Annotated in this window: 9 protein-coding genes; 6 read left to right on the top strand and 3 right to left on the bottom strand. The window is 70.8% G+C overall.

Going from position 1 to position 14,441, the window contains the following annotated elements; genetic code table 11:
- Positions 1-26 precede the first annotated feature (26 nt).
- Both ACFCV8_RS09980 and ACFCV8_RS09975 read right to left on the bottom strand, forming a co-directional pair.
- The gene (locus tag ACFCV8_RS09980) at positions 27-1,121 is read right to left on the bottom strand and encodes a Rieske 2Fe-2S domain-containing protein (protein ID WP_376684836.1); all 1,095 of its coding nucleotides are present in this window, start codon (positions 1,119-1,121) and stop codon (positions 27-29) included.
- A 137-nt stretch (positions 1,122-1,258) separates the two neighbouring features.
- Positions 1,259-2,530 carry an aminotransferase class I/II-fold pyridoxal phosphate-dependent enzyme gene (locus ACFCV8_RS09975; RefSeq protein WP_376684806.1) on the bottom strand — a complete coding sequence of 424 codons (1,272 nt, stop codon included), beginning with the start codon at positions 2,528-2,530 and terminating at the stop codon, positions 1,259-1,261.
- A 254-nt stretch (positions 2,531-2,784) separates the two neighbouring features.
- On the opposite strand from ACFCV8_RS09975, the gene ACFCV8_RS09970 reads away from it, so the two are divergent.
- Positions 2,785-3,627, top strand: a complete 843-nt coding sequence (locus ACFCV8_RS09970; RefSeq protein WP_376684805.1) for a nitrilase-related carbon-nitrogen hydrolase — start codon at positions 2,785-2,787, stop codon at positions 3,625-3,627.
- On the top strand, positions 3,624-4,907 hold the full coding sequence (locus ACFCV8_RS09965; protein ID WP_376684804.1) for an aspartate aminotransferase family protein: 1,284 nt from the start codon (positions 3,624-3,626) through the stop codon (positions 4,905-4,907). Before ACFCV8_RS09970 ends, ACFCV8_RS09965 begins: the two co-directional genes overlap by 4 nt.
- Before the next feature lie 48 nt (positions 4,908-4,955).
- On the opposite strand, the gene ACFCV8_RS09960 is transcribed toward ACFCV8_RS09965, so the two are convergent.
- A complete protein-coding gene (locus ACFCV8_RS09960; RefSeq protein WP_376684803.1) occupies positions 4,956-6,845 on the bottom strand; it encodes an alkaline phosphatase family protein in 1,890 nt (629 codons plus the stop codon).
- 337 nt (positions 6,846-7,182) lie between these two features.
- Between ACFCV8_RS09960 and hydA the strand changes: the two genes are divergently transcribed.
- The 4 genes from hydA to ACFCV8_RS09940 all read left to right on the top strand — a co-directional run bounded on the left by hydA (position 7,183) and on the right by ACFCV8_RS09940 (position 14,400).
- The gene (hydA, locus tag ACFCV8_RS09955; protein WP_376684802.1) at positions 7,183-8,583 is read left to right on the top strand and encodes a dihydropyrimidinase; all 1,401 of its coding nucleotides are present in this window, start codon (positions 7,183-7,185) and stop codon (positions 8,581-8,583) included.
- A gap of 9 nt (positions 8,584-8,592) precedes the next feature.
- Positions 8,593-9,609, top strand: coding sequence for a TIGR03842 family LLM class F420-dependent oxidoreductase (locus ACFCV8_RS09950; RefSeq protein WP_376684801.1), 1,017 nt, complete (start codon positions 8,593-8,595; stop codon positions 9,607-9,609).
- An 85-nt stretch (positions 9,610-9,694) separates the two neighbouring features.
- Positions 9,695-11,254, top strand: coding sequence for an NCS1 family nucleobase:cation symporter-1 (locus ACFCV8_RS09945; protein ID WP_376684800.1), 1,560 nt, complete (start codon positions 9,695-9,697; stop codon positions 11,252-11,254).
- Positions 11,255-12,399: 1,145 nt separating this feature from the next.
- Positions 12,400-14,400: an alkyl/aryl-sulfatase gene (locus tag ACFCV8_RS09940; protein WP_376684799.1), complete on the top strand. Its 2,001-nt coding sequence runs from the start codon at positions 12,400-12,402 to the stop codon at positions 14,398-14,400.
- Positions 14,401-14,441 lie beyond the last annotated feature (41 nt).

Genomic DNA, 14,441 nt, shown 5'->3' with positions numbered 1-14,441 from the left:
CCGGTCGCGGCCGAGCGGGGCCGGTCTCAGGACACCTCGACCCCACCCGGCTGCTTGATCAGGTCGATCAGCGTCGTCCGTCCGCCGTCCGCCGGTGCCGGGTAGAACCGGCGCGCCCAGCGGCGGAACGGGCCGATCGGGCCGTCACCGGCGGCCAGCCCGGGTGGCTGCCGGTACTCCTTGTGGTGCCAGATCGGGAAGTCGGCGGCGGTGAACTCGCAGCTGGAGCGGAAGACGGCCCGGTCCAGCAGCCGGGCCGCGGTCCGGCTCACCGTGCGTGCGAGCGGACCCGGCAGCCGGGACGGCTCGTCGAAGGCGATGCGATTGAGCTGCCGGAACTGCATCCGGTTCGGCGCGATCGCCGTCGGCAGCACCATCGTGCACATCCGCAGCCCCAGCCGGGGTGTGTACACATCGGCGTGCAGGCAGCCGAGCCCGTAACCGTCCACCTCCACGTGGACGACGAAATCGCCCAGCATCGGCGCCGACTCATGAGCGCGCATCGAGACATGGAACTTCGCTTCGTCGTACTCCACGGGGCCGCCGATCTCGGCCTTGCTCCAGCCGTGCAGGGTGGCGAAATGCCCGAGGTCCACCGAATTCTCGATGACCTCCTGGACATTGCCGGCCAGCTCCCAGGCCGCGCTGCGCGAAGGCCGGTGACCGATCACATGCCACTTCGGAATCGACCAGTCCGGCTCGCGGCCGTCGTGGTGCCGCCAGACGAACACCGCCCCGTTGACCTCCATCACCGGCAGCTGCGACAGCGGCGACCTCGGCGGGGCCGTGTCGTACCCCGTGCGCACACAGCTGCCGTCCGGGCCGAAGGCGAAGAAGTGGAAGGGGCAGACCAGATCGTCCCCCTCGACCTTCGCCAGCCCCAAGTGGGCCCCCAGATGCGGACAGTACGGCCGGATGGCCCGCACCGCGCCCGAACCGAGCCGGTAAAGCACCACGTCCTGGCCGGCCAGCGGCCGGGTGAGGACGGTGCCTGGCCGCAGCTCGTCGGAGAACGCGAGCGCGGACCAGCCGCTCGGATACGGCAGAGCGGGCGCGCCCGCAGCGTCGGCCGGTGTCGGCCCCTCGCTGATGGCGCGCCCGAGATCGCGTGACAGTCCCACCACTTCCCCTTCTTTTCCGGATTTCGGTCCCCTGGAGAACTGCCCAGGCGGCCCCGGATACTCCGTGCGACACCACACATCACCCGAACGGGAGGAAATGTCAGGAGAGTTGACGAAGGGGGAGGGTGGGGGCGGGCTCAGCCGGCCAGCTTCTCGTACCCCACCAGACGCACGCAGACGGTCAGCCCCTCGATCGCCTTCTCCAGCTCCGCGAGCCCCGGGTAGCTGGGCGCGATCCGGATGACCGCGTCGCGCGGGTCCTCGCCGTACGGGTGCGTGGCACCGGCGGGGGTCAGTACGATGCCCGCCTCGGCGGCCCGGCGCACGACCTCCCGGGCGCAGCCGTCCGGCACCTCCAGGGTGACGAAGTAGCCGCCCCCGGGCGAGGTCCAGGACGCGAGTCCCGTGCCGCCGAGCTCCGCCTCCAGAATCCGGGCCACCGCCTCGAACTTGGGCTGGAGCAGGGCGCGCTGGCGCTCCATGTGGTAGCGCACCCCGTCGGCGTCACGCAGGAACATCACGTGCCGCAGCTGGTTCACCTTGTCCGGGCCGATCGAGCGCTTGGCGTTGTTGCCGAGCAGCCACTGGACGTTCGCCGGGGACGAGCCGAAGAACGCGACGCCCGAGCCCGCCGTGGTGATCTTCGAGGTGGAGCCGAAGACGAAGGCCCGGTCCGGGGTGCCCGCCCCGGCGCAGGCGGCGAGCAGATCGGCGATCTCGACGGGCTCGTCGGTGAGGTGGTGGGCGGCGTAGGCGTTGTCCCAGAAGATCCGGAAGTCGGGAGCGGCGGTGCTCATCGCGGCGAGCCGGGCCACGGTCGCGTCGCTGTAGCAGACGCCGTCGGGGTTGCTGTACTTCGGTACGCACCAGATGCCCTTGACCGCGGGGTCCTCGGCGACGAGCGCTTCGACGACGTCCATGTCCGGGCCGTCGGCGGCCATCGGGACCGGGATCATGTCGATGCCGAACCGCTCGCAGAGCGCGAAGTGCCGGTCGTAGCCGGGCACCGGGCACAGGAACGCGATCCGCTCCTGGTCCACCCACCGCGAGGCCGCCCCCGGCAGCACGCTCAGCAGCGCGTGCACCAGGCAGTCGTGCATCAGCTCCAGGCTGGAGTTCCCGGCCGCGAGCAGCTGGCCGGCCGGCACCTGGAGCACCCCGGCGAAGATCTCCCGCAGCTCGGGCAGCCCCTGGAGACCGCCGTAATTGCGTACGTCCGTGCCGTCGGCGGCGGTGTGGTGCCCGGTGCCGGGCAGGCTCAGCAGCTCCTCGGAGAGGTCCAGCTGGGCGGGGGCCGGCTTGCCGCGGGTGAGGTCGAGCGAGAGCCCGAGTCCCACCAGGTCCCGGTGGTCCTGCCGGGCCCGTTCCAGGAGTCCGGGCAGTGCGTCGGGGGTCGGTTCGCTGGTCATGGTGGATCCTCTCGCGGGTACCGCTCGTACGGGGGCTCCGGCCGAGAATACAAACCGGTGCGCGGGCTCGGTGGCCCGGGAGCGGGGAGGGACACGCATGTGGACCGCACGGGTGTGAAACATGATCGACTCCGCCGGTTCGCGGCGATGGTCTTGCCCCGCTGTGGGACGGGGCTTACGTTCTCCTCTACGCACGTGTCTACGGGCGTAGAAATGCGTTGAGGCTCTCTGACGCCGTGTCGAAGGAGCAGCTCATGTCCCCAGTCGTTCGCGCCGCACTCGTCCAGGCGACCTGGACCGGCGACACCGAATCCATGATCGCCAAGCATGAGGAACATGCCCGCGAGGCCGCCCGGCAGGGTGCGAAGATCATCGGTTTCCAGGAGGTGTTCAACGCCCCCTACTTCTGCCAGGTGCAGGAGGCCGAGCACTACCGCTGGGCCGAGGCCGTCCCGGACGGTCCCACCGTCAGCAGGATGCGGGAGCTCGCCCGCGAGACCGGCATGGTGATCGTCGTACCGGTATTCGAGGTCGAGCAGTCCGGCTTCTACTACAACACCGCCGCCGTGATCGATGCCGACGGCTCCTATCTCGGAAAGTACCGCAAGCACCACATCCCGCAGGTCAAGGGATTCTGGGAGAAGTACTACTTCAAGCCCGGCAACGTCGGCTGGCCGGTGTTCGACACCGCCGTCGGCAAGGTCGGCGTCTATATCTGCTACGACCGCCACTTCCCCGAGGGCTGGCGCCAGCTCGGCCTCAACGGCGCCCAGTTGGTCTACAACCCGTCCGCCACCTCGCGCGGCCTGTCCGCCTACCTGTGGCAGCTGGAACAGCCCGCCGCGGCCGTCGCCAACGAGTACTTCATCGCCGCGATCAACCGCGTCGGCCAGGAGGAGTACGGCGACAACGACTTCTACGGGACCAGTTACTTCGTCGACCCCCGCGGACAGTTCGTGGGCGAGACCGCTGGGGACAAGGAGGAGGAACTCGTCGTACGCGACCTCGACTTCGGCCTCATCGACGAGGTCCGCCAGCAGTGGGCGTTCTACCGCGACCGCCGCCCCGACGCGTACGAGGGACTGGTGGAGCAGTGAGCAGTCTGCACCACCGCCATCTCGCCGTCAGCCCCGACTGGCTGGCGCTCTACTACAAGCAGCCCCTGGAGATCACGCACGGCGAGGGCCGCCACGTCTGGGACGCCGACGGCAGGCGCTACCTCGACTTCTTCGGCGGCATCCTCACCACCATGACCGCCCACGCCCTGCCCGAGGTGACCAAGGCGGTCTCCGAGCAGGCCGGCCGGATCATCCACAGCTCCACGCTCTACCTCAACCGGCCGATGATCGAGCTGGCCGAACGCGTCGCCACGCTCTCCGGCATCCCGGACGCCCGGGTCTTCTTCACCACCTCCGGCACCGAGGCCAACGACACGGCGCTGCTGCTCGCCACCGCGTACCGCCGCTCGAACCAGATCCTCGCGATGCGCAACAGCTACCACGGCCGGTCCTTCTCCGCGGTCTCCATCACCGGCAACAACGCCTGGTCGCCCACCGGTCTCTCGCCGCTCCAGACGCTCTACGTGCACGGCGGCGTCCGCACCCGGGGCCCCTACGCGCACCTGAGCGACGCGGAGTTCATCCAGGCATGCGTCGCCGACCTGGAGGACCTGCTCGGGCACACCCGGACACCGGCCGCCCTGATCGCCGAACCCGTCCAGGGCGTCGGCGGCTTCACCTCACCGCCGGACGGCCTGTACGCGGCGTTCCGGCGGGTCCTGGACCGGCACGGGGTGCTGTGGATCTCCGACGAGGTGCAGACCGGCTGGGGCCGCACCGGCGAGCACTTCTGGGGCTGGCAGGCACACGGCGAGAACGGGCCGCCGGACATCCTCACCTTCGCCAAGGGCATCGGCAACGGGATGTCGATCGGCGGTGTCGTGGCCCGCGCCGAGGTCATGAACTGCCTGGACGCCAACTCCATCTCGACCTTCGGCGGCTCGCCGGTCACCATGGCGGCCGGGCTGGCCAACCTCTCGTACCTGCTGGAGCACGACCTCCAGGGCAACGCCCGGCGCGTCGGCGGTCTGCTGATCGAGCGGCTGCGGGCGGTCGCCGCGGGCTCGGAGCGGGTACGCGAGGTGCGGGGCCGGGGCCTGATGATCGGCATCGAGCTGGTCCGGCCCGGCACCGATGAGGCGGACCCGGCGGCGGCCGCGGCGGTGCTCGAAGCGGCCCGCGAGGGCGGCCTCCTGATCGGCAAGGGCGGTGGCCACAACACCAGCGTGCTGCGGATCGCACCGCCCCTCTCGCTCACCGTCGCCGAGGCGGAGGAAGGCGCGGAGATCCTGGGGGAGGCGCTGCGGGCCGCGGACTGAGCCGGAGGGCCGGGCCCCGGAGAACGGTTCCGGGGCCCGGCCGGGTGGTCAGCCGCGGTTGCCGGTGGGACGTGCGAGGTCCAGGGTGCGGACCCGGTCCAGCTCGCCGTAGTAGGCGAGGTCCCGGTAGCGCACCTCGGTGATCTTCAGCGAGGCCTTGGCTACGCCCCGGGGCACCGTGGTCTTGAACCGGACCGAGCCGTCCTTCTTCGTGCTGCCGGTCAGCCGCTCCACCCGGCCGCCGGCCGTCAGCTCCGCGGTGACCTCGGCTCCCTTCACCGGCGCGCCCTGGGCGGTGCGCACCACGCCGTTGGCGGTGACCTTCCAGGGCGAGTCGGAGCCGGGGCGGCCGAGGAGCACGGTGTCGGCGCCCAGCGACGCGACGGCGAGCTGCGAGGGCGGGTTGGGCTGGCCGAAGGCGACCTGGTCGACGGTCCAGAAGGCGCTGTTCGTGCCGGTGTAGCGGAAGCTCAGCCGGGCGGTCCGCGCGCCCGCCGGAACGGCCAGCTCCAGGCGCTCGACCGTGTTGGCGTTCGCCCGGTACGACTTCACGAGCCGCGGGGCGCCGCCGTCGTACGAGACGTACACATCGCCGGTCTGCGGGCCGTCGACCCGGTAGTTCGTCGCGTACGAGACGGTGGCCGTCGCCGCCCCGTTCAGCGGGTACGCGGGGCTGACCAGGGTGGAGTCGAACTGTCCGGTGCCGTGTGCCTTGTCGTCCCACTCGTCGGAGTCGGCGACCGCGAACACGTCACGGGCGCGGACGTTGGTCTCGCGGCCCTGGCCGCGCTCGGCGTTGGTCCAGAACTCGTCCGTGGCGAAGGCCCAGCCGCGCCACTCGGTGACGCCGCCGGACGGCATCTTCGTGTTGTCGATGGACCAGCCCTCGGGGGCGGTGTTCGTCCAGCCCTTGGCGTCGGCCGGGAGCTTGGTCTCGTCGACGGGCCCGCGCAGCGCGGGGCGCAGTGCGTCGAAGGCGTCCGTCCTCGGCTCGGCGAGCGAGGTGCCGTCCAGGTCCCAGGCGGGGTCGGTGGCGACGCCCTCGTGGCGCAGTACGGTGGGTGCGATGTCGGTGATCTTCACGTCGTGGCGCACCGAGCCGGGGGCGATGCCCTTGCCCTTGGCGATCACGAACGTGCCGCGCTCCAGCGGGGAGTTGCCGCCGTGGCCGCCGGTGGGGGTGTGTCCGTGGTCGGCGGTGACGACGACGAGCCAGTCCTCCTGCGCGTACGTGGGCCGCGAGGCGACGGCGTCCAGGAGCCGGCCGACCTGGGCGTCGGCGGTGCCCAGGGCCTTGAGGTAGGCGGCGCTCGACGAGCCGGTGCTGTGGCCCGCTCCGTCGACCTCGTCGAGGTGGACGAAGGTGGAGTCGGGGTTGCCCCTGGCGAGGTAGTCGGCGGCCTTGGAGGTGGTGCCCTCGTCGTTGCCGCCCGCGATGCGCAGATCGGTCTTCGCGCCGAAGACGGTCTGGGGGATGGGGTTCCAGGTGCCGACGACCAGGGTGGAGGTGGCCGGGTCGGCGGTCTCCAGCCGGGTCGCGTAGTCCGGGTAGCGGCCGTAGTTCGGGTTGGTGAAGTTGTTGTCCTTCACGTTGTGCTTGTCGGGCCAGACACCGGTGGCGATCGACGACCAGCCGGCGCCGGAGACGGTGGGGGCCATCGGGTCGGCGTAGAGATTGCTCCGGGCGGTCAGCCCCTGGGTCATCAGCTGTTCGATGCGCGGGACGTCGGCGCGCGAGAAGGCGTCGAAGGTGGCTCCGTCGATGCCGATGACCAGGGTCTTCGCCTGCTTGGTGCCGGACGGCAGACCGGCGTACGGGGAGGCGGCGGCCGGGGCCGCCCGGTCCTGGGCCTGTGCGGTGGTGGCGGCGAGCGGAAGGGCGACGGCGGCGACGGTGGCGGCGGCCAGCACCGTACGCGCGGAGCGCGGCAGTGACACGTGATCCTCCGGGATCGGTCGGTGGCACCGGACGAACGGGGGAGTCCGGTGATGGGTCCGAGACTCGCCCCCGGTGGTGAGCGGACCACCCCGGACAAGGGACGGGCGTGTGAACCGTACCCAACATCTGGACCAGACCCGTCACCATTCCGTTATCTTCTGGCGGCCCCGGCCGCGTCCGCGGCTGTGGGCCGGTGGAGTGCCGGACGCGGGAAACAGAAACGTCTTCAGCGGTTGTCGGCAGCGGTATTGCCACAGTGGGTAACCCACTTCTACGTTCTTCACACGCACCACTTCTACGTGCGTAGACCCATTCCGCCACAGTGAGGAGGGGTACATGAGCCGCACCGTCATCCACGGCGGTCTCGTCATCACCGCGTCCGACGAAATCCACGCCGACGTACTCATCGAGGGCGGCCGCGTCGTGGCGCTCGCCGAGCACGGCAGCGACGCGGCCGACGGCTGGAGCGCCGACCGGAGGATCGACGCCACCGCCAGATACGTGATCCCGGGCGGTGTCGACGCGCACACGCACATGGAGATGCCGTTCGGCGGCACCCAGGCCGCCGACACCTTCGAGACCGGCACCCGGGCCGCCGCCTGGGGCGGCACCACCACCATCGTCGACTTCGCCATCCAGTCCGTGGGCCGCCCGGTCCGCGAAGGGCTCGACGCCTGGTACGAGAAGGCCGACGGCAAGTGCGCCGTCGACTACGCCTTCCACATGATCCTCTCCGACGTGAACGAGTCCTCGCTCAAGGAGATGGACCTGCTCGTCGCGGAGGGCGTCACCTCCTTCAAGCTGTTCATGGCCTACCCGGGCGTCTTCTACAGCGACGACGGCCAGATCCTGCGCGCCATGCAACGGGCCTCCCACAACGGCGGCCTGATCATGATGCACGCGGAGAACGGCATCGCCATCGACGTACTCGTCGAACAGGCCCTCGCCGAGGGCCGCACCGACCCGCGCTACCACGGCGACGTGCGCAAGGTCGCACTGGAGGCCGAGGCCACCCACCGCGCCGTGCAGCTCGCCCGGGTCGCCGGGGCCCCGCTCTACGTCGTGCACGTCTCCGCCGACGAGGCCGTCGCCGAGCTCGCCGCCGCCCGTCACAAGGGACTTCCGGTCTTCGGCGAGACCTGCCCGCAGTACCTCTTCCTGTCCACCGACAACCTCGCCGAGCCGGACTTCGAGGGCGCCAAGTACGTCTGCTCCACCCCGCTGCGGCCCAAGGAGCACCAGGAAGCGCTCTGGCGCGGGCTCCGGAACAACGAACTCCAGGTCGTCTCCACCGACCACTGCCCCTTCTGCTTCTCGGGGCAGAAGGAGATGGGCCGAGGCGACTTCTCGAAGATCCCCAACGGCATGCCCGGGGTGGAGAACCGGATGGACCTCCTGCACCAGGCGGTGGTGGAGGGCCGCATCTCCCGCCGCCGCTGGATCGAGATCGCCTGCGCCTCCCCGGCCCGGATGTTCGGCCTCTACCCGAGGAAGGGCACCATCGCCCCGGGTGCCGACGCCGACATCGTCATCTACGACCCCACGGCCGAGCAGACCATCTCCGCGAAGACCCACCACATGAACGTCGACTACTCGGCGTACGAGGGAAAGCGGGTCACCGGCCGGGTCGAGACCGTCCTGTCGCGCGGCGAACCCGTCATCGCCGGACGGACGTTCACCGGCCGGTCCGGACACGGCGTCTACACCCCGCGCGCCACCTGTCAGTACCTCGACTAGGAGCACCGCATGGACTTCGGAATCGTCCTCCAGACCGACCCGCCCGCCTCGGCAGTCGTCGAGCTGATGCGCCGCGCCGAACACAACGGCTTCCGCTACGGCTGGACCTTCGACTCGGCGGTGCTCTGGCAGGAACCCTTCGTCATCTACAGCCGCATCCTCGAGCACACCGAGCGGCTCGTCGTCGGCCCCATGGTCACCAACCCCGGCACCCGCACCTGGGAGGTGACCGCCTCCACCTTCGCCACCCTCAACGACATGTACGGCAACCGCACCGTCTGCGGCATCGGACGCGGCGACTCCGCCATGCGCGTCGCCGGCCGCAGGCCCAACACGCTCGCCCGCCTCGGTGAGGCCATCGACGTCATCCGCGACCTCGCGGAGGGCCGCGAGACGACCGTCGACGGACAGCCGGTCCGCATCCCCTGGGTGAAGGACGGCCGGCTGCCCGTCTGGATGGGCGCCTACGGCCCGAAGGCCCTCGCGCTGGCCGGGCAGAAGGCCGACGGCTTCATCCTCCAGCTCGCCGACCCGTTCCTGACCGAGTGGATGGTCAAGGCGGTACGGGACGCCGCGGCACGGGCGGGCCGCGACCCGGACGCCGTGACCATCTGCGTCGCAGCCCCCGCCTACGTCACCGCCGACGACTCGCCGGACGCGCTGGCCCACGCCCGGGACCAGTGCCGCTGGTTCGGCGGCATGGTCGGCAACCACGTGGCCGACCTGGTCACCCGGTACGGCGAGCACTCCGGCATGGTCCCGGAGGAACTCACCGCGTACATCAAGGACCGCCAGGGCTACGACTACAGCCACCACGGCCGGGCCGGGAACCCCGACACCGCCTTCGTGCCGGACGAGATCGTCGACCGGTTCTGCCTGCTGGGCCCCGCCGAGGCGCACATCGAGAAGCTCCGCCATCTGAAGGACCTGGGCGTCGACCAGTTCGCCGTGTACGACATGCACGACGCGCGGGAGGAGACCATCGACGCCTACGGCGCACGGATCATCCCCGCCCTCACCGACTGACCTCCCCCGCACCACCGCCCCCCACGGTTGTACGCGCCCCGCCCGCCCCGCACGGCACCGCTCCCGAGCGAAGGGTCCAGCCGCCATGACCTCGACCGTTCCACCGCCCCCGCCGCAGGGTCCGATACCCGGCGCCCCCGGCCCCACCGGGCGCGTCGGGCTCGACCCCGGCGCCGTTCCGGCCGACAACCGGTTCGTCAACGCGGACCTGTTGCCCGTCCCCCTGGAACGGCGCCGCTGGACGACGTACAACTTCGCCGCACTCTGGGTGGGGATGGCCCACAACATCCCCTCCTGGTTGCTCGCCTCCGGGCTCGTGGCGCTCGGCATGGACTGGAAACAGGCCGTGTTCACCATCGCCCTGGCCAACCTGATCGTGCTCGGGCCGATGCTGCTCACCGGGCACGCCGGGCCCAAGTACGGCATCCCCTTCCCCGTGCTGGCCCGCGCCTCGTTCGGGCTGCGGGGCGCCAATCTGCCCGCGCTGATCCGGGCCGCGGTGGCCTGCGCCTGGTTCGGCATCCAGACCTGGATCGGCGGCGTCGGCATCTTCACCCTGCTGGGAAAGATCTTCGGCGGCTGGGCGAAGGCGTCCGAGATCGGCGGCCAGCCGTGGACCCTCTGGCTCTGCTTCGTGCTCTTCTGGGCGCTCGAACTCGCCATCATCTACCGGGGGATGGACGCCCTGCGGCGGTTCGAGAACTGGGCGGCGCCGTTCGTGATCGTCGGTGCCGTGGTGCTCCTGGTCTGGATCGCGGTCAAGGCGGGCGGTTTCGGTCCGCTGCTCGACCAGCCGTCGAAGCTCGGCTGGGGGCGGGAGTTCTGGCCGGTCTTCTTCCCCTCGCTGATGGGCATGATCGCGTTCTGGGCCACGCTCTCGCTGAACATCCCCGACTTCACCCGGTTCGGGGCCGGGCAGCGCGCCCAGATCCGGGGCCAGGCGCTCGGCCTGCCGACCACCATGACGTTCTTCGCCCTGCTCTCGGTCCTGGTCACCTCCGGATCGCAGGCCGTCTACGGCGAGGCGATCTGGGACCCGGTCCAGCTGGTGGCACGCACCGACAACGTCTTCGGGCTGCTCTTCGGCCTGGTGACGGTGCTGGTCGCGACGGTCTCCGTGAACATCGCGGCGAACGTGGTGTCACCGGCGTACGACCTGGCGAACCTCGCGCCACGGCTCATCAGCTTCCGTACCGGGGCGCTGATCACGGGGGTCGTCGGCGTCGTCATCATGCCGTGGAAGCTCACCGAGACCCCCGAGCTGTACATCTTCACCTGGCTCGGACTGGTCGGCGGACTGCTCGGTACGGTCGCGGGCATCCTGATCGCCGACTACTGGATCGTCCGCCGCACCGTGCTCGACCTCCCGGACCTCTACCGCCCCGGCGGCCGTTACTGGTACGTCAACGGCTGGAACTGGCGGGCCGTCCTCGCCTTCGCCGTCGGCGGGGTCCTCGCGATCGGCGGCTCGCACTCCGCCCCCGGAGAGGGACCGTTCCCGGCCGACGGGATCGTCCCGTTCCTGAAACCGCTCGCGGACTACGGCTGGGCGGTCGGCCTCGCCTCCTCGCTGCTGCTGTACGCGGCACTCAGCGGCCGTTCCGACGTCACGCCGGAACCGGTCAGCGGCCCGGCGGCGCGCTGACGCCGCGCAGGAGCCCCGGCGGCCCGGCAGCCCGAGGAAACGATCGGTCGCACGGTTCCGGACCGGGGGAACGGACCTCTTCCGGCTGATTCGCACTCGTGCCGCTTCGCGCGACCGGAAGTCCCGGATCCGGGGGCGGGAGCGAGTCGGTCCCGGGGAAGGGCGCCGCGTCAGTGAGCTCCGACCCCGCCTCCGCCGGGGCGGACGCGAGCGGCCACCGGGGGCAGGCCGATCGAGCCTCGCCCCGAAGCCGTTCGGGGCGAGGCGCGGAGCACCGCGCCCCGGCCCGCGCCCCAGGCCGGCGGCCCGGCAGGGACCTCGTCCCTCCGGACCCGACCCCCATGTCCACCCACACGCCTTCCGGGGCCCGGAAGGGCCGTTCGCGACCGGACTCGCCGGACCATTCCGGTGTGTTTCCCGTGGCACCGCAGGGCGAGCGTCGTCCGATGCGGCAGGCGCGGTCGGCCCCGGGCTTCACGCGTTGCTCCCGCTCCGGGCCCGAAAGGCCGGGGAGTCTGGCGTGTTCTTCCCTGGCCACCCGGAACGGAGATCGCCTAGCGTCATCGATCGATCACCACGCGGAACCCGCGACCGAAGGGCTTGTGTGTCCGAGAAGACCACTCACGGCATGGATGTCCACGCGGTCGATGACCCGCCCGGCACCGGCAGGGTCTTCGGCCTCGAGGCCGAGGGGGTCGGGTGCCGGGCCGCCCGGGACACGAGGCGGGGTGCGTGACCGCCGGACCGTCGCGGCGCCCGCGCCCGCGGGGCGCTGCGGCCCGGATCGGTGGTGCGTTCATCGCCGCCCGCCGCGCCGGGCCCTCGGCGCATGCGTCCATGGGCGCTTCCCGTTCCTTCCGGTCGCGCCCCCTCCGCGCGGCGCCAGACCGGACCGGATGCCTCGCGGAGGCGTGCGCGCCCCGTGGCCGACATGCGGTGCGCGTGTTCCCGGACGAACTGGGCGGCTCGTTCCACTGGCTTGTTTACGGTCTGGCGGGCGGGGCCCCCTCCTGCAAGTATCACCGTCTGTTGCCGGACGGACGCATTGCGTAGCGTCCCGTTGGGGGGTGTGGTGTCCCGACGTCCCCTGCCGCCGCCGGCCGCGCCGAAGCGCCTTGTCGCGTTCCATTGGAGGAAAGCCGTCCATGACCGAGTCCGCACGTCCCACCCCGCAGCCGGCCACCGATCTCACCCGGTACCTGAATGCGACCGTCTCCGTTCCCGACCCGGCCACGGACGCCGAGAGGTTCTTCGCCACCGAGCGGCAGATCGCTGCCCTGCCCGCCGACTTCACCGTGGACAGGGAGAACGGCGAATTACCGGCCTGGTCCCTGAAGCCGTACGAGTTCCTGACCGGAGACGCCCCCGACACCGTCAACCCCAGCCTGTGGCGCAATGCCCTGCTGAACATGAACGCGGGCCTCTTCCGAGTCGTCGAGAACGCGGTCTACCAGGTCCGGGGCATGGACCTGTCCAACATCACTTTCCTGGAGGACCCTTCGGGCGACTCCCGGGAGATCGTGGTCGTCGACCCCCTCATCAGCGAGGAGACCGCGGCCGCCGCGCTGAAGCTCTACCGCGAGCACCGCGGCGAGGACCGTGCCGTCCGAGCGGTGATCTTCACCCACTCCCACGTCGACCACTACGCCGGAGTGCTCGGCCTGTGGGAGGACCGGACCTGCCCGCCGGACGTCGAGATCGTCGCCCCCGACGGCTTCCTGGAGCACGCCGTCAGCGAGAACGTCTACGCGGGCAACGCCATGCTGCGCCGCGCCCAGTTCATGTACGGCAACCTGCTGGAGCGTTCCGCGCAGGGCCAGGTGGACGCCGGGCTCGGCAAGACCACCTCCATGGGCACCTCCGGTCTGCTCGCCCCGACCCGCACCATCACCGCCGCCGACGCCGTCCGCAACGAGCCGGTCAGGGTCGGGCCGCTCCGCATCGAGTTCCAGCTCACCCCCGGTACCGAGGCCCCGGCCGAACTGAACTTCTACCTGCCCGATGTGCGGGCGGTGTGCATGGCCGAGAACGCCACCCCCACCCTGCACAACCTCTACAGCCTGCGCGGCGCCCAGGTCCGTGACGCCAAGGCGTGGTCGGAGTACCTGCGCCAGTCCGTCGAGTGGTTCGCGGACCGCTCCGACACCCTGTTCGCCTCCCACTTCTGGCCGCGCTGGAACACCCACGGGGCCCCGGACACGATCCGCACCTTCCTGACGTCCCAGGCGGACCAGTACCGCTACCTGCACGACCAGTCGCTGCGGCTGGCGAACCACGGCAACACCATGGTCGAGATCGGCGAGGAACTCGACGCGGCCATCCCGGAATCCCTGTCCGGCCAGTGGTTCAACCGGGGCTACTACGGCACCGTCAACCACGACTCCAAGGCGGTCTACCAGCGCTACCTCGGCTGGTACGACGGCAACGCCGCCCATCTGCACACCCTGCCGCCGGAGCAGTCCGGGGCCCGGTACGTGGACGCCTTCGGCGGTGCCGACAAGGTGATCGTGATCGCCCGGAACACCTTCGACAACGCCAAGAGCCAGCAGGACTACCGGTTCGCGGCCGAACTCCTCGGCCACGTGGTCTTCTCCGACCCCGCGAACAGCGAGGCCCGCGGTCTCCAGGCCGACATCCTCGAACAGCTCGGCTACCAGGCCGAGAGCGGTCCCTGGCGGAACTTCTATCTGGCCGCCGCCACGGAGCTGCGCGTACGTCCCGCCGACGGCGAGGCCGACCTTCCCTCTCCCGACATCATCACCGCTCCGGTGCTCGCGGCCATGCCGCTGAACATGCTCTTCGACTACCTGGGCATTCGCCTCAACGGCCCCAGGGCGGCCGAGGTGCCGCTCGCCATCGGTCTCAACATCACCGGTGGGATCGACGGCGATCCGAACATCTGCACCCTCCAGGTGCGCAACGGTGTACTCGTCCAGTACCCGAACGTCCTGGACCCGGCGAAGACCGACGCCGGCTACACGATCACCCGGGCAGGACTGAACAAGCTCGCCGTCGCCGCCGTCACCCCCGAGGAACTGGTGACTTCCGGAGACCTCACCACGGACCACGGTGACCTCGAACCGCTGAACGCCCTCAACGAACTCCTCGACACGTTCGGCTACTGGTTCGGCCTCACCACCCCCTGACGGAACCGGTTCGGCTCCGGCCCGCCCGGACGGGCCGGAGC

Origin of the sequence: Streptomyces sp. NPDC056347 (genome assembly GCF_042262625.1) — a bacterium.
Lineage (GTDB): Bacteria > Actinomycetota > Actinomycetes > Streptomycetales > Streptomycetaceae > Streptomyces.
The sequence above is the reverse complement of the archived record's forward strand: the minus strand, read 5'-3'. Positions and strand labels throughout refer to the sequence as shown.